The organism is Chromobacterium sp. FG89 (assembly GCF_057808735.1).
In genome coordinates this window covers 36,305-53,335 of sequence record NZ_JBMDIQ010000014.1, presented here as the reverse complement: position 1 = coordinate 53,335, position 17,031 = coordinate 36,305, and the positions used below count along the sequence as shown (strand labels likewise).

Genomic DNA, 17,031 nt, shown 5'->3' with positions numbered 1-17,031 from the left:
GGCACGGCTCATGACCGATCTTGCCGACGCGGGCGTCACGCTGCATCGTCGCGGCGACCAGCTTCAGGTACAGGCGCCGCAGGGCGCGCTCGACGCCGCGCTGGTCGCGCGGCTGCGCGAGGCCAAGGAGGCGCTGCTGAGCGTGCTCGACGACGAAGGCGCGCGCGCCGCGCCGCTGGCGCCGGCGCTGCCGGGCGAGGCCGGCGACGCGGCGGCGCTGTCGCCGGGGCAGGCCCGTCTGGTCGCGGCGACGCGGCTGGGCGATCCGGCGATGTACAACGAACAGGCGGCGATCGAACTCGCGGACGCCGTCGACGAAGAGGCCGTCGCCCGCGCCTTCGCGGCGCTCGCGCGCCGGCACGACATCCTGCGCACCGTCTTCAGCGACGGCGAGCCGGAACTGCAGCGGGTGCTGCCCGAGCCGCTCGTCGCCTTGCAAGCGTGGGCGGTGGACGGCGACGACGCCTTGCGCGCGCGCGCCGCGGAACTGGCGCGACAGCCCTTCGCCGCCGGCGCGCCGATGTGGCGCGTCGATCTGTTCTCGACGCCCGAGCGCGCCGCGGTGCTGGTGCTGACCATCCATCACGCCATCTTCGACCGCTGGTCGATGAGCGTGCTGATCCGCGATTTCAGCGCCTATCTCGCGTCGCCGGACGCGGCCGAGCCCTCGGCGCCCCGCCTCAGTTATCGAGACTATGCCGCCTGGCAGCGCCGCTGGATGGCGTCGCCGGACTACGCCGCGCAACTGGACGCCTGGACGGAGGCGCTGGCGGAGGTGGACGAGGTGCCGGCGATACGCGGCGACCGCGCGCGTCCGCCGGCGCTGAGCGGGCGCGGCGGCACCGAGCGCTTCGAGATTCCGGCCGCGTGCATGGACGCGGCGGCCGCGTTCTCCCGCGGCCATAACACCACGCTGTTCACCACCTTGTTCAGCGCCTTCGCGCTGCTGCAGCAGCGTTACACCGGCGAAGCGCGCGGGCTGACGCTGACGCCGGCGGCCAACCGGCCCTTCCAGGCGGCGGAGGACATCGCCGGCTACTTCGTCAACCTGGTGGCGCTGGCCACCGAGGTGGGCGAGGGCGACAGCTTCGGCGCGCTGGTGGACCGGGTCCGCGACGCCAGCGCGCAGGCCTTCGCGCGCCAGGGCGTGCCGCTGGACGCCATCGTGGAGCGGCTGCGCGCGCGCGGCGGCCCCCGGCACGAGCAGCTGGCGCAGACCGTGTTCGCCTTCCAGAACGTCCGCCTGCCGGCGGTGCGCACCGCGAGCGGCGCGGCCGTGCCCTTCGACCTGGACAGCCCGTTCGCGCGCTTCGATCTTTATCTGTCGATCGAGGGTGACGAGCGCGGCACTTTCGCGGTGTGGCAGTACAACACCGATCTGTACGACGCGGCCACCATCCGCCAGCTGGGCGAACATTATCTGGCGCTGCTGCGCGCGGCGCTGGCCGCGCCGGACGCGGACGCGCGCGGCTTGCCCATCCTGTCCGAGGCCGAAGAAGCGCGCCTGCGCGGATGGGGGCGGCATGAGCGGCCGTATCGGGCGGACGCCGCGATCGACGCGTTGTTCCGCGAATGCGCGGCCGCCCATCCCGGACGCGTCGCGCTGGAACAGGGCGGCGAGCGCTGGACTTACGCGGAGCTCGATCAGTGGTCGGACCGTGCGGCCGGCGCGCTGCGCGCGGCCGGCGTCGAGGCCGGCGCGGTGGTGGGCGTGGCGGGCGAGCGTTCGCCGCGGCTGCTGGCCGCCTTCCTCGCGGCGCTGAAGGCGGGCGCCGCCTATCTGCCGCTGGATCCGACTTATCCGGCCGCGCGCCTGAGCGCGATGACGGCCGACGCCGCGCCGGCCTTGATGATCGTCGCCGACGGTCTGGACGCCGGCTGGCTCGGCGATTACGCCGGACCGGTGCTGAGCCTGGCCGACTGCGAGGCCGGCGACGCGCGGCCCGTGTCGTCCGCGGCGCGGCGCGCAGAGGACCTGGCTTATGTGATGTACACCTCGGGCTCCACCGGGCGGCCCAAGGGCGTGGCGGTGCCGCATCGCGCGGTGGTCCGGCTCGCCGTCGGCGGCGGCTACGCGCGCTTGGACGCGTCGACGGTGATGCTGCAGCAATCGCCGCTGGGCTTCGACGCCTCGACCTTCGAAATCTGGGGCTGCTGGCTGAACGGCGGGCGGCTGGTGCTGGCCGAGCCCGGCATGCCCTTCCTGGACGCGGCGTCGCGCGACGGCGTCACCACGATGTGGCTGACCGTCGACCTGTTCCGCATGATGGTGGAAGAGGAGCCGGCCGCGCTCGGCGGCCTGCGCGAACTGCTGACCGGCGGCGACGCGCTGCCGGTGGCGAGCTGCCGCGCCTTTCTCGAGGCCTGCCCGGGCGTCGCGCTGATCAACGGCTACGGCCCGACGGAAAACACCACTTTCACCTGCAGCCATCGGGTGACGGCCGGCGACGTGAAACGCGGCTCGATTCCGATTGGGCGGCCGATAGGCAATACCGAGGTGCGCGTGGTCGACGCCGGCGGCCGGCTGGTGCCGGTCGGCGTGCCCGGCGAATTGTGGGCGGGCGGCGACGGACTCGCGCTCGGCTATCTGGGGCGCGCCGACTTGACGGCGGACCGCTTCGTCGCGGCGCCGCCGCCGGACGGCGGGCGCTGGTATCGCACCGGCGACCGCGTGCGCTGGCGGCGCGACGGGGCGCTGGAGTTCCTCGGCCGAGTGGATGAGCAGATCAAGCTGCGCGGCTACCGGATCGAGCTGGGCGAGATCGAGGCGACGCTGGGCCATCACCCCGGCTTGAGCGGCTGCGCCGTCGCGCTGCGGCGCAGCGCCGCGGACGAGAAGCAATTGGTCGGCTATCTGGTGGCGCGGCAAGATTCGGCCGAAGCCGCGGACGCGGCGGCGGTGCAGGCATGGCTGGAGACGCGGCTGCCGGGCTATATGGTGCCGCGCGCCTGGGTGTGGCTGGACGCCTTGCCGCAGTCCGCCAACGGCAAGGTGGACCGCAAGCGGCTGCCGGAGCCGCAGATCGAGGCGGGAGCGGCGGCGGCGGAGAACGCGGCCGAGGCGGCGCTGGTGGAGATCTGGCAAGGCCTGCTGGGGCTGGAACGCGTGGGGGTGAGGGACAACTTCTTCGCGCTGGGCGGCGACTCCATCCTGAGCATACAGATGGCGTCGCGGGCGGCGGAGCACGGCTTGCGCATCAGCCCGCAGCAAGTATTCCGCTATCCGACCATCGCCGAGCTGGCGGCGGAAAGCGGCGCGGCGGAAGAAACCGGCGCGCCGGCGGAGCAGGGCGAGGTGAGGGGCGAAGTGAGGCCAGGCCCGATCCAGGCCTGGTATCTGGACTGGCCGGGCACGGACTGGCAACAGTTCAGCCAGGGAGCTTATCTGGGCCTGAGCGGCCCACTCGACGCCGAGGTGCTGATCGGCGCGCTGCAGGCGGTGGCACAGCGGCACGACGCGCTGCGGATAGGCTGGCGGCGGGACGGCGAGCGCTGGATTCAGGAAAGCGGCGCCGGCGCGCCGGCGGAAGTGAAGATAGCGGACCTGCGCGGCCTGGCCGACGCCGAGGCCGCGCTGGAGCGCGACGCGGCCGAACTGCAGGCCGGTCTGCGCCTGGACGGCGCCAGCCTGTGGGCGGCGCGGCTGTACCGGCTGGACCAAGGCTGGCGCCTGCTGTGGCTGGCGCATCACGCCTCGGTGGACGGGGTGTCGTGGCGGATTCTGCTGGAAGACCTGTGGCGGGCCTACGCGGCGCTGAGCCGGGGCGAAGCGACGTCGTGGCCGGCCAAGACGGTGTCGTACCAGGCGTGGTCGCAGCGGCTGTGGGCCTGGGCGGACAGCTTGCCGGAATCGACGCTGGACTACTGGCGGGAGATGGACGCGCCGGGGATGTCTCTGCCCGGCGTCGGCGCGGGCGAAGACACGGTGGCGGCGGAATCGCGGGTGTCGCTGCAATGGGACGCGGCGACCACGGAACGCTGGCTGCGGCAGGCGGGCGAGGCCTATCGGATGCGTCCGGAGGAATTGCTGCTGGCCGCGCTGGCGCGGGCCTTGCGCCAATGGACGGGCGCGGAGGAATGCGTGCTGGACCTGGAAGGCCACGGCCGCGACGGACTGGCGGGCGTGGACGTGTCGCGCACCGTGGGCTGGTTCACCAGCTTGTATCCGCTGCGGCTGCCGCTGAGCGGCGACTTGCCGCGGGATCTGAAGTCGGTGAAGGAGCGGATGCGCGGCGTGCCGGACAGCGGCATCGCCTACCAGGCGCTGCGTTACGGCGGCCGTGGATCGGAGCTGGGCGGCCATGCGCGCACGGTGTGCTTCAACTACCTGGGCCAATGGCGGCTGGAAGAAGGCGGCGCGCCGGGCGCGGCTTGGCTGGGCGAGCCGCCGGGCGGCGCGCGCTCGGGCGGGATGAGGCGTCGCTACGCGCTGGACGTGGTGGCGCAGGTGCACGAAGGACGGCTGCGGGTGGACTGGCTGTACAACGCGGCGCTGCAAGCGGCGGACGCGATGACGGCGCTGGCGGAGCGCTTCCGCGCCGAGCTGGACGCGGTGCTGACGCATTGCCTGTCGCCGCAGTCGGGCGGCCTGACGCCGTCAGACCTGCCGCTCGCCCAACTGGAGCAGAGCGATATCGACGCGATCGAGCGCGAGCATCCCGGGCTGGAGGCCTTGTACGGCGTCACGCCGTTGCAGCAGGGCATTCTGTTTCACTCCATCGCGGACGAGGACGCGCCGCTCTATATAGAACAACTGCACTGGAAAATGAGCGGCGTCTTCGACGCGGAACGCTTCCGTCAAGCCTGGTTCGACGTCGCGGCGGCGCACGCCGCGCTGCGCACCACCTTCCGCTGGCGGCAGTTGCAGAGCCCGGTCCAAATCGTCCATCCCCGTCTGGACCCGGACTGGGACACGCTGGATTGGCGAGCGCTGTCCGCCGAGGCCTGCGTCAGCCGCTTCGACGCGCTGCGCGAGCTGGACCGTCAACGCGGCTTCGATCTGGAACGCGGGCCCTTGCTGCGCGGCACCCTGATCCGCGAACCCGGCGACGCCTGGCGCTTCCTGTGGAGCTACCACCATGCGGTGGTCGACGGCTGGTCGGTGCCCTTGATCCTGAAGCAGGTGATCGGCCGCTACGCCGAGCTGGGCGCCGGCGACGTCGCTCCGTTGCTGGGCAGCCGTTTTCTGCCCTTCGTCAATTGGCTGGCGGCGCGGGACGAGAGCGAGCAGGCCGCGTACTGGCAACAGGTGCTGGCCGGCATAGAAGAGCCCACGCCGATAGGCTTCGCCGCGCCGGCGCGCGGCGCGCGAGCGCGGGGCCAGGGCCGGCGCGCCTTCGTGTTCGACGCGGGGCTGAACGAGCAGGTCGACCGCGCCGCGCGGCGGGCCGGCGTCACCCGCGCCAGCCTGTTGACCGGCGCCTGGGCGCTGACCCTGGGCTACGCCGGCGGCGGGCGCGAGGTGGTGTTCGGCACCACGCTGTCCGGCCGGCCGGCGACGCTGCCGGGCGTCGAGCGGATGGTGGGGCTGTTCATCAACACGGTGCCGGTGCGCGTCGGCATCGACGACGACGCGCGCGTGTCGCAATGGCTGCAGCAATTGCATGGACAGCAGAGCGAACGGGCCAGACTGGGCGCCGCCTCGCTGACCGACATCCGGCGCTGGGCGGGCTACGAGGGCGGCGAGCTCTTGAGCAGCCTGTTCGTGGTGGAAAACTATCCGGTGGACCGCCAGTTGGCCCGAGGCGACGCCGGTTTCGACGTCAGCGAGTTCGCGGCGGCCGAGACGCGCACCAATTATCCGCTGGTCGGCCAACTGATTCCGGGCGAGGAGACCGTGCTCTATGTCGATTTCGACGCCTCGCGCTACGACGAGGAGGGCATAGGCCGGCTGGGCGCGAGCTTCCTGCATCTGCTGGCCCAGCTCGCCGCGCAGCCGGACGCGCGGCTGGGCGATCTGAGCCTGGTCGACGACGACGAGGCGCGCCGGCTGATTCACGACTGGAACGCGACGCCGCCGGTCGGCGACGGCTATCTGCTGCACGCCGGCATAGAGCGGCACGCCGAGCTGACGCCGCTGGCGCCGGCGATCATAGGCGTGGACGAGGCGATGAACTACCGCGAACTGGCCGACGAGACGCTGCGCGTCGCCAGGGTGGTGGCGGCGGCGGGCGCGCGGCGCGAACCGGTGGCGGTGCTGCTGCCGAGGAGCGCGCGCGCGGTCGCCGCCTACTCGGGCGTGATGCGCGCCGGCTGCGCCTATGTGCCGGCCGATCCGGCGATGCCGCCGGGACGCTTGCGCGATCTGCTGGCCACGGTCGGCCATGTGCTGACGACGCGTGAGCATCTGCCGCTGCTGGACGGCGTCGCGGCGCGCGCGATCCTGATTGACGAAACGCCGCCGGCCGAGGTCGCGCTGCCGGAGGCGGCGCCCGACGATCTGGCCTATGTGATGTTCACCTCGGGCTCCACCGGCAAGCCCAAGGGCGTGATGATCAGCCACCGCGCGGCGGCGCTGACGATGGAAGTCTTCCTGCGCCGTTATGAGATCGGCGCGTCCGACCGCTTGATGTGCGTGTCGGCGGCGGGCTTCGACCTGTCGGTATTCGATTTCTTCGGCGCGTTCGCGGCGGGCGCCGCCGTCTTGCTGGCGCCGGAGTCGTCGACGATCGCGCCGGCGGCGTGGCTGGATCTGATGGCGCGCGAGGGGGCGACGGTTTGGGAATCCGTGCCGGCGGTGATGGAGCTGCTGTTGCTGGAGTGCCGGCAGAGCGGGCGCGCGCTGCCGCCCTCGCTGAAGCTGGCGATGTTGAGCGGCGACCGCGTGCCGGTGGGGCTGCCCGCGCAGATCCGCGCGGCGGCGACGTCCGATCCGGAGGTGCTGGCGCTGGGCGGCGCCACCGAGGCGGCCATCTGGTCGTGCTGGTACGACACGCGGGGACTGGCGGCCGACGCCGCCTTCGTGCCCTATGGCCGCCATCTGCCGGGGCAGCGGCTCTATGTGCTGTCTTCCTCGCTGCAGGCGGTGCCGGTGGGCGTGCCGGGCGATCTGTGGATCGCCGGCGCGGGCGTGGCGCTGGGCTATCTGGGCCAGCCGGATCTCACTGCTTACCGCTTTGTCGACAATCCCTTTGTGCCGGGCGAACGGATGTACCGGACCGGCGACCGCGCGCGCGCGCTTGCCGACGGCAATCTGGAGTTCCTGGGCCGAGTGGACGATCAGGTCAAGATCGGCGGCTTCCGGATCGAGATCGGCGAAATCGAGGCCGCGCTGGCGGCCGCGCCGGGCGTGGAGCGCGGTGTGGCCTCGGTGGTCGAGCGCGACGGGCGGCGGATCATCGCCGGCTATGTGCTGTTGCTGCCGGGCGCGAGCCTGGATTCCGCCGCGATTCGCGACGCGCTGGCGCGGCGGCTGCCGCCATACATGCTGCCGGCGTCGATCATGGCGCTGGACAGCGTGCCGCTGAGCGCCAACGGCAAGGTGGACCGCAAGCGGCTGCCGGAGCCGCAGATCGAGGCGGGCGCGGCGGCGGCGGAGAACGCGGCCGAGGCGGCGCTGGTGGAGATCTGGCAAGGCCTGCTGGGGCTGGAACGCGTGGGGGTGAGGGACAACTTCTTCGCGCTGGGCGGCGACTCCATCCTGAGCATACAGATGGCGTCGCGGGCGGCGGAGCACGGCTTGCGCATCAGCCCGCAGCAAGTATTCCGCTATCCGACCATCGCCGAGCTGGCGGCGGAAAGCGGCGCGGCGGAAGAAACCGGCGCGCCGGCGGAGCAGGGCGAGGTGAGGGGCGAAGTGAGGCCAGGCCCGATCCAGGCCTGGTATCTGGACTGGCCGGGCACGGACTGGCAACAGTTCAGCCAGGGAGCTTATCTGGGCCTGAGCGGCCCACTCGACGCCGAGGTGCTGATCGGCGCGCTGCAGGCGGTGGCACAGCGGCACGACGCGCTGCGGATAGGCTGGCGGCGGGACGGCGAGCGCTGGATTCAGGAAAGCGGCGCCGGCGCGCCGGCGGAAGTGAAGATAGCGGACCTGCGCGGCCTGGCCGACGCCGAGGCCGCGCTGGAGCGCGACGCGGCCGAACTGCAGGCCGGTCTGCGCCTGGACGGCGCCAGCCTGTGGGCGGCGCGGCTGTACCGGCTGGACCAAGGCTGGCGCCTGCTGTGGCTGGCGCATCACGCCTCGGTGGACGGGGTGTCGTGGCGGATTCTGCTGGAAGACCTGTGGCGGGCCTACGCGGCGCTGAGCCGGGGCGAAGCGACGTCGTGGCCGGCCAAGACGGTGTCGTACCAGGCGTGGTCGCAGCGGCTGTGGGCCTGGGCGGACAGCTTGCCGGAATCGACGCTGGACTACTGGCGGGAGATGGACGCGCCGGGGATGTCTCTGCCCGGCGTCGGCGCGGGCGAAGACACGGTGGCGGCGGAATCGCGGGTGTCGCTGCAATGGGACGCGGCGACCACGGAACGCTGGCTGCGGCAGGCGGGCGAGGCCTATCGGATGCGTCCGGAGGAATTGCTGCTGGCCGCGCTGGCGCGGGCCTTGCGCCAATGGACGGGCGCGGAGGAATGCGTGCTGGACCTGGAAGGCCACGGCCGCGACGGACTGGCGGGCGTGGACGTGTCGCGCACCGTGGGCTGGTTCACCAGCTTGTATCCGCTGCGGCTGCCGCTGAGCGGCGACTTGCCGCGGGATCTGAAGTCGGTGAAGGAGCGGATGCGCGGCGTGCCGGACAGCGGCATCGCCTACCAGGCGCTGCGTTACGGCGGCCGTGGATCGGAGCTGGGCGGCCATGCGCGCACGGTGTGCTTCAACTACCTGGGCCAATGGCGGCTGGAAGAAGGCGGCGCGCCGGGCGCGGCTTGGCTGGGCGAGCCGCCGGGCGGCGCGCGCTCGGGCGGGATGAGGCGTCGCTACGCGCTGGACGTGGTGGCGCAGGTGCACGAAGGACGGCTGCGGGTGGACTGGCTGTACAACGCGGCGCTGCAAGCGGCGGACGCGATGACGGCGCTGGCGGAGCGCTTCCGCGCCGAGCTGGACGCGGTGCTGACGCATTGCCTGTCGCCGCAGTCGGGCGGCCTGACGCCGTCGGACCTGCCGCTCGCCCATCTTGACCAGAACGATATCGACGAAGTGTTACAGCTACTGAACGAACAGCCATGAACAAAACATTATCAAACGCCGCGCAGCAAGCCGGCTCGAAAGTCGAGACCATGCTGCCGTTGACGCCGACGCAGCAGGGCCTGCTGTTTCATACGCTGAAAGCGCCGGAGTCCGGCGTCTATTACGAACAGGTCGCTTGCGCCTTCCAGGTCGCGCTAGACGCGGCCGATTACCGGCGCGCGCTGGAAGCGGTGATCGCGCGCCACGGCGTGCTGCGCACCGGCTTTCTGTGGGACGGGCCGTCCAAGCCGGTGCAGGTGGTCTTCCGCGACGTCGAACTGCCGTGGGTGGAGGAGGACTGGCGGGATTTCGATTCCGAGGAACAGCGGCGGCGTCTCGCCGCCTACCGGGACGCGGACCGGCGTCCGGGCTTTCACCTGAGCCGCGCGCCGCTGATGCGCTGCGCCTTGTTCCGCACCGGCGAAGAACGCTATGAGTTCGTGTGGAGCTATCACCATCTGCTGCTGGACGGCTGGTCGGTGCAGATCGTGCTGGGTGAAGCGCTCGCCTGCTACGACGCCTACCGGCGCGGGGCCGATCCGGCCTTGCCGCCGCCCCAGCCCTACAGCGCTTTTCTGCGCTGGCTGGACCAGCAGGACGGCGCGGCGGCCGAGGCCTTCTGGCGCGAGCGGCTGGGCGATGTGCGTGCGGCCACGCCCTTGCCGCTGGCCGAGGAGGCGGGCCCGGAACGCGAGTGCGGCCACGGCCTGCTGGAACGCGAGCTGGACCCGCGGACGAGCGAGGGCCTGCAGCGGCTGGCGCGCGCCTGCGAGCTGACGCAGAGCACGGTGATCCAGGCCGCCTGGGCCTTGCTGCTGGCGCGAGCGAGCGGCCGCGACGACGTAGTGTTCGGCACCACCGTGTCCGGCCGGCCGGCCGCGCTGCGCGGGGTCGAGCAGATGGTGGGGCTCTTCGTCAACGCGCTGCCGACGCGCGCGACCGTGGACGCCGCGCAGACGCTGGGCGACTGGCTCAGACAGCTGCATCGCCGGCATGTGGGCGCCGAAGCTTACGCCTATACGCCGCTGCACGCGATTCCGGGCTGGAGCGGCGTGGCTCCGGGCGCGCCCTTGTTCGAGAGCCTGGTGGTGTTCGAGAACTATCCGGCGCGCGCGGACGCGACGCGCTATCGGGAACGGCTGGGCGTCGGCGACGTCGAGGTGGTGGAACAGACCAACTATCCGCTGACCGTGGTCGCGATTCCCGGCGAGCGTCTGCGCTTGCGCCTGCATTACGATCGCCAGCGCGTGTCGGAGGCGTCGGCGGAGCGGATCGTCGCGATGCTGGCGCGGCTGCTGGAGCAGTTTGAACGCGGCGGCGCCGCGCTGCGCATCGGCGCGGCGTCGCTGCTGGGCGCGGAGGCGGGCGGCGCGCTGGTCGCGGGCTGGAACGCGGCGGCCCGGCGCGCGGACGAGACGGCGCGCCAGTGCCTGCATCGCCGTTTTGAGGCGCAGGCGCGCGCGCGGCCCGACGCCGTCGCGCTGCAATGCGAGGGCGAGGCGCTGACTTACGCCGAACTGGATCGCCGCGCCAACCGGCTGGCCTGGCGGCTGGACGCCGCCGGCGTGCGCGGCGACACGCCGGTTGCGCTGGCGTTCGGGCGCGGCGTGGACAGCATCGTCGCGATACTGGCGGTGTTGAAGGCGGGCGCCTTCTATGTGCCGCTCGATCTCGACCATCCGCCGGAACGTCTCGCCTGGATACTGGAGGATATCGGCGCCGGCGCGCTGATTTGCGGCGAGGAAGCGCGCGAGCGTTTCGGGGACTTCGGTGGGGTTCTGATCGGGATGGGGGATGCGGCGGAGTCCGGCGAGCGCGAAGACGCGCCGCCGCCGCGCGACACTTCGCCCGCCGACCTGTGCTACGTGATCTACACCTCGGGCTCGACCGGACAGCCCAAGGGCGTGTGCGTGGAGCACCGCAATGTGGACCATCTGTTCGCGGCGACGCGCCGGAGCTACGGCATCGGACCGTCGGACGTGTGGACCCTGTTCCATTCCTACGCCTTCGACTTCTCGGTATGGGAAATCTGGGGCGCCCTGCTGCACGGCGGGCGGCTGGAAATCGTGCCTTACCGCTGCTCGCGCACGCCGGAGGAATTTCTCGCGCTGCTGGAGCGCGAGGGCGTCACGATGCTGAGCCAGACCCCCAGCGCCTTCAAGCAGCTGCTGCGCGCGCTGGGCGACGCGCGGCGGCCCTTGCCGGCCGGCTTGCGCCATGTGTTCTTCGGCGGCGAGGTGCTGATTCCCAGCCAGTTCGCCGCCTGCCTGGGCGAGGAGAGCGGCGTCGCGCTGGTCAATCTCTACGGCATCACCGAAACCACGGTGCACGTGACCGAGCGCGTGCTGGGCGCGGGCGACGCGCTCTCCTCGCGCAGCCCGGTGGGCCGGCCCTTGCCTGGCTACCGTATCTACCTGCTCGACGCCGCCGGGCATCCGGTGCCGCCGGGCGTGCCGGGCGAGATTTACGTGGGCGGGGAGGGCGTGGCGCGCGGTTATCACAAGCGTCCCGAGCTCGACCGCGAACGCTTCATCGCCGACCCCTTCCTGCCCGGCGAGCGGCTTTACCGCAGCGGGGACCTCGGGCGCTGGGACGCGGACGGCGAGCTGGACTATCTGGGCCGCATCGACGAGCAGGTCAAGATCCGCGGCTTCCGCATCGAGCTGGGCGAGGTGGAGGCGGCGCTGGCCCGGCACCCGGACGTCGCCGCCGCGGCGGTGATGGTGGACGAGGCGAGCATAGACGGCCACGCGCAGCTGGCGGGTTTCGCGGCGCCGCGCGAGGGCGCGTCGCTCTCTCCCGCCGCGCTGCGGGACTGGCTGGCGCAGCGCCTGCCGCCGCACGCGATTCCGGCGCGCCTGATCGAGGTGGACGCGATCCCGCTGACCCCTAACGGCAAGCTCGATCGCCGCCGGCTGGCCGACGCGCTGGCGGCGGACGGCGACGTGGCGCGTCCGCATGTCGCGCCGCGCGATGCGGTGGAACAGGCGCTGGTCGGCGTGTTCGAATCCGTGCTCAAGCGCTCGCCGGTCGGCGTCACCGACAACTTCTTCGAGCTGGGCGGGGACTCCATCCTGAGCATCCAGATCCTGTCGGCCGCGCACAAGGTCGGCATCGACTTCACGCTGGACGAGTTGATGCGCTCGCTGACCATAGCAAGCCTGGCGCCGCGGGTCCGGCGCACGGACTCGCCGCCGCCGGCCGCGAGCGCGCCGCCGCCTCCGCCGCTGGACGCCGCCTACGAGGACGCGTATCCGCTCAGCGCGATGCAGATGGCGATGCTGGCCAACGAGATGCGGCACGGCCAGGACTCCGCCTATCACAACGTCAACGATCAGCGGCTGGCCCTGCCCTTCGACGCGGCCGCGCTCGAGGCGGCGTTGCGCGGCGCCTTCGAACGCCATCCGGCGCTGCGCACCGCCTTCGATCTGGCCGCCGACGAGGAGCCGCTGCAGTACGTGCACCGCCAAGTGCCCTTGCCGCTGGCGGTCAGCGACTGGCGTGGCCTGGACGCGGCGCGGCAGGACGCGCGGATTCTGGATTGGCGCGAGGCCGAGCGGCGCCGGCGCTTCGACGTCGAGCATCCGCCGCTGATCCGCTTCGCCGTGCATCGCCTGAGCGAGGCGGAGATGCATATCGGCGTGACCAAGCACCACGCGATTCTGGACGGCTGGAGCTTCAACCTGCTGCTCTCCGAGCTGATCTCGGACTATTCGGCGCGGCTGGCCGGCCGGCCGCTGGCGCTGACGGCGCCCGCCAGCCGCTACCGCGACTTCGTCGAGCGCGAGCGCGAGGCGGCGCGTTCGGACGCGCTGCGCGACTGGTGGCGCGCGCGGCTGCAATCCTTGCCGGCCACGCGGCTGGCGCTGGAGCCGGACGGCGACGCGGCGCCGGCGGAGGTGCCGATTTCGGCCGCTGAGTCCGCCGGCCTGGAAGCGCTCGCCGCGCGCGCGGGCGCCTCGGTGAAGAGCGTGCTGCTGACGGCGCATCTGCTCGCCTTGTCGCGCATCTGCGGCAGGCCGGCGGTGACGAGCGGCGTGGTGTTCAACGGCCGCAGCGAGGGCGCGGACGGCGACCGGGTGCTGGGCCTGTTCCTGAACAGCCTGCCGCTCGGCTTCGACTTCCCGGCCGGCGTCTTCGACGCCGTCGCGCTGGTGCGCGCGGTGCAGGCGGCCGAGCTGGAGGTGTTCAGCCGCCGGCGCTATCCGCTGATCGAACTGCATCGGCAGGTGGGCACGGTGTTCGACGCGCTGTTCAACTTCACGCACTTCCGCGCGCTGGAGGACGCGGTGCGCGACATCGAGGTGTCCGACGGCTACGCGAGCGACACGACCAATGTGCCGCTGGTGGTGCAAAGCAGCTTCGACGGCAGGCAAGGCGTATTGCGGATCACCCTGGTGCCGTCGCGCGGGCATTTCTCGACGGAGACCGTGCTCCGCTTCGTCGCGGAGTACGCGGCGGCCTTGCGCGCGCTGCTCGGGGAAACCACGGCGGGGGACGCGGCCGCCGGCGGCGCGAGCAGGGCGGACGGCGGCGAGCGCCGGAGCCTGGCCTCGGCGGCCGCCACGCCGGCGGCGGCCAAGGCGCCCGCCGCCGCGCGGCCCAGCGGCGCGGCGTTGCGACGCGAGCTGAGCGCCTTGTGGACGGCCGTGCTCAAGCGCGAACCGCCGTCGGAGGACAGCGATTTCAGCGCGCTGGGCGGGGATTCTTTGCTGATGCTGCGGATCTGCTCCCGCGCCGGCCGGGCCTTTGGCCTGGACGCGGCGGTGGTGGCCCGTCTGTTGACGGCGCAGACCGTGGCCGAGCAGGCCCGGATCATCGAGACCGAGGGCGCGGACGCGGACGGCGTCCGGGTCGGCGCGCTCGTCGCGCTGTCCGCGCCGGGCGACGCGCCGCCGCTGTTCTTCGCGCCGGGCGCGGGCGGGCATGTGCCGTATCTGCGCGCGCTCGCGGCCGAGCTGTCCAAGGACTTCTCGGTATGGGGCATGGAGCTGCCCGGGTCCGGCGAGGCCGACGCGGCCGGCGTCGAAGCCATCGCGACGGCGCTGATCGCCGACATCCGGCGGGTGCGGCCTTACGGGCCTTATCGCCTGGGCGGCCATTCTTTCGGCGGCTGGGTCGCGCTTGAGATTGCGCGGCAACTGGCCGGCCAGGGCGAGGCGGTGGCTTGGGTCTCCATCGTGGACAGCCTGCCGCCGGGGTCGGCGGCGCGGCCGCACAAGCGGGACTGGCGGGACAGCCGCTGGATGGCGGAGATCGGCAACAGCTTCGCGCGTCTGGCCGACGCCAAGCCGCTATTCGACGCCGATGAATTCGACGCGCTGGACGATGCGCGGAGAGTGGAACGTTTGCGCGAGCGCTTGATAGCGGCGGGCGTGCTGCCGGAGGAGCTTGGCCTGCCCGAGTTCGCGGCGCGCGTGCGCGCCTTCATCGCGCATTCGCTGACGGATTACGCGCCGGCGACGCCTTATGCCGGCGCGCTGCATTTGATTGTGGCCGCGGACAGGGACGGCGAGGCGGACGCGCCCGACGACGACGCGCTCATCGACGGCTGGCGCGCGGCGGCGCCGGCCGCGGCGACGCCGCTGCGCCTGCCCGGCGATCACGTCGGCATCATGCGCCCCCCCTTCGTCAGCGGGCTGGCCGGCGCCTTGCGCGCCATGGAGGCCGCCGCGCGGCGGGCCGTTTCAGACATGGAAACCGAGGAAGAACAATGAACACCAGAGTCAAGGCATTCGCCGCCGTCGAGGCGGCGCTGGCGGAACCGGAGGCGGCGCTCGCCAACGGCGATTTCGAAACCGTGGAACAGTTGATGAGCGGCATCCGCGCGGCCAACCGGGCGCACGGCCTGTGGCTGCCGCAGGTGCCGCGAGCCGACGGCGGCCTGGGCCTGAACCTGCTTGAGCTGGTGGAGGTGGGCGAGCTGCTGGGCGCCTCGCCGCTGGGCCATTACGCGGTCAACTACCAGGCGCCCGACGCCGGCAATATCGACGTGCTGCTGGAGTACGCGACTCCCGCGCAGCGCCGGCGCTGGCTGGAGCCGCTATTGCGCGGCGAGCTGCGCAGCTGCTTCGCGGCGACGGAGCCGGAGTCCGCCGGATCGAATCCCTCCTCGCTGAAAACGACGGCGGTGTACAGGGACGGCGCCTGGCATCTAAACGGCCGCAAGTGGTTCGCGTCCGGCGCCGACGGCGCGGGCTTCGCCATCGTGCTGGCCGTCACCGACGAGGCCGCGCCGCTGCACGCGCGCACCAGCACCTTCATCGTGCCCACCGACGCGCCCGGCTTCCGCCACGTCCGCAATCTGCGGGTGATGGGGGACGAGGGCTGCGGCTGGGCCAGCCACGGCGAACTGGTGCTGGACGATTGCCGGGTGGGCGAGGACGCGATGCTGGGCAAGCCCGGCGAGGGCTTCGTCGTGCTGCAGGCCAGGCTCGCCACCGGGCGGCTGCACCATTGCGCGCGCTGGATAGGCGTGTGCGAGCGCGCCTTCGCCATCATGTGCCGGCGCGCCTGCCGCCGGGAACTGGCCGCGGGCGAGCTGCTGTCCTCGCGCCAGACGGTGCAGAACTGGATCGCCGAGAGCCGCGCGTCGATAGACGCGGCGCGCCTGCTGGTGACCCAGGCTGCGACGCGGCTGCAAAACCGCCACGAGCGCGCGCAGATCGACATCTCGATCGCGAAGTTCTTCGTGGCCGGCGTGACGCAGACCGTGCTCGATCACGCGCTGCAGGTGCAGGGCGCGTTGGGCGTCAGCGGCGACACGATTCTCAATGTGCTGTGGCGGCACGAACGCGCGGGGCGGATTTACGACGGCCCGGACGAAGTGCACAAGAGCCTGGTGGCGCGCCATGCGCTGGCCGGCTTCCGGCGGGAGCTGGCATGAGCGCGCGGATCGCGGAGCGCGCGATGGCGGCGCTGGGCCGCCCCCGCGTCGGCGCGCGCGCGACGCGGGTGGGCGGCGGCCGGGCCAGCGAGGTGTTCCTGGTGCAGGGCGGCGACAGCGAACTCATCGCCTACTGGCTGCCGGAGGGCGGCGCGCGCGAGGCGAGACGCCGCTACGCGCTGCTGGAGCGGCTGTCCGGCCAGTTCCGGCTGGCGCCCAGGCCGCTGGCGGTGGACGAGGACGGCGACGCCGCGCTGCTGCTGGTTGAAAAGCTGGACGGCGTCGCGCCGGCCGCCTGCGGGGCGCTCGGCCCCGACACCGTGCGCCGGCTCGCGGAAAACTTCATCGAGACGCTGGCGAGCCTGCATGCGCTGGAGGTCGCGCCGGCCGACCGGCCCCCCGACTATCTGCGCCGCATCCTGAGCGAATGGCGGCGACGCTGGAACGCGGAGGAGGCGGGCGCGGCGGCCGACGCCGACTTCCGGGCGGTGGCCGACTGGCTGAGCGAGCGGATGCCGCAGACCGCGCCCTCCGCCTGGCTGCACAACGACTACAAGCTGGACAACATCCTCGTCGACCCGGGCGATCCGGCGCGGCTGGTGGGCGTCGTCGATTGGGAGCTGGCCGCGGTCGGCCATCCGCTGGCCGATCTCGGCGCCGCGCTCGCTTACTGGATAGAGGGCCGGGATTCGTCGCTGCTGCGGCTGGACGCGCCCGGGCCGAGCTGCGCGCCGGGCGCGCCGACGCGCGCGGCGCTGGTGGATCTGTACGCCGCCGCGGCCGGACGCGAGGTGACGGAACCCGCCTACTGGTACGCCTACGGCCTGCTGCGGCTGGCGGTGATCACGCAACAACTGGCGCTGCGGCGCCGCGACGAAGGGCAGCGCGTGCCGCGCGCCAAGCTGATCGTGCGCTGGCTGCTGGACCGCGCGGCGGAAGCCTGCGGCGGCGGCCGGCTGTGACGGCCGTCCGCGCGCCCTCCGAT

Annotated in this window: 4 protein-coding genes; all 4 read left to right on the top strand. The window is 72.5% G+C overall.

Translation table 11 applies throughout. The features are described 5' to 3' along the window. Positions 1-10 precede the first annotated feature (10 nt). The 4 genes from ACODRW_RS14875 to ACODRW_RS14860 are packed head-to-tail and all read left to right on the top strand — an operon-like array spanning position 11 to position 17,008. On the top strand, positions 11-9,160 hold the full coding sequence (locus ACODRW_RS14875) for an amino acid adenylation domain-containing protein (protein WP_488906075.1): 9,150 nt from the start codon (positions 11-13) through the stop codon (positions 9,158-9,160). Next, positions 9,157-14,877, top strand: coding sequence for an amino acid adenylation domain-containing protein (locus ACODRW_RS14870; RefSeq protein ID WP_488906074.1), 5,721 nt, complete (start codon positions 9,157-9,159; stop codon positions 14,875-14,877). The genes ACODRW_RS14875 and ACODRW_RS14870 overlap by 4 nt, the downstream gene beginning before the upstream one ends. Next, positions 14,874-16,046, top strand: coding sequence for an acyl-CoA dehydrogenase family protein (locus tag ACODRW_RS14865; protein ID WP_107798537.1), 1,173 nt, complete (start codon positions 14,874-14,876; stop codon positions 16,044-16,046). Before ACODRW_RS14870 ends, ACODRW_RS14865 begins: the two co-directional genes overlap by 4 nt. After that, entirely contained in the window at positions 16,043-17,008 is a 966-nt protein-coding gene (locus tag ACODRW_RS14860; protein WP_107798538.1) for a phosphotransferase family protein, read from the top strand. Before ACODRW_RS14865 ends, ACODRW_RS14860 begins: the two co-directional genes overlap by 4 nt. The last annotated feature ends 23 nt before the right edge of the window (positions 17,009-17,031 follow it).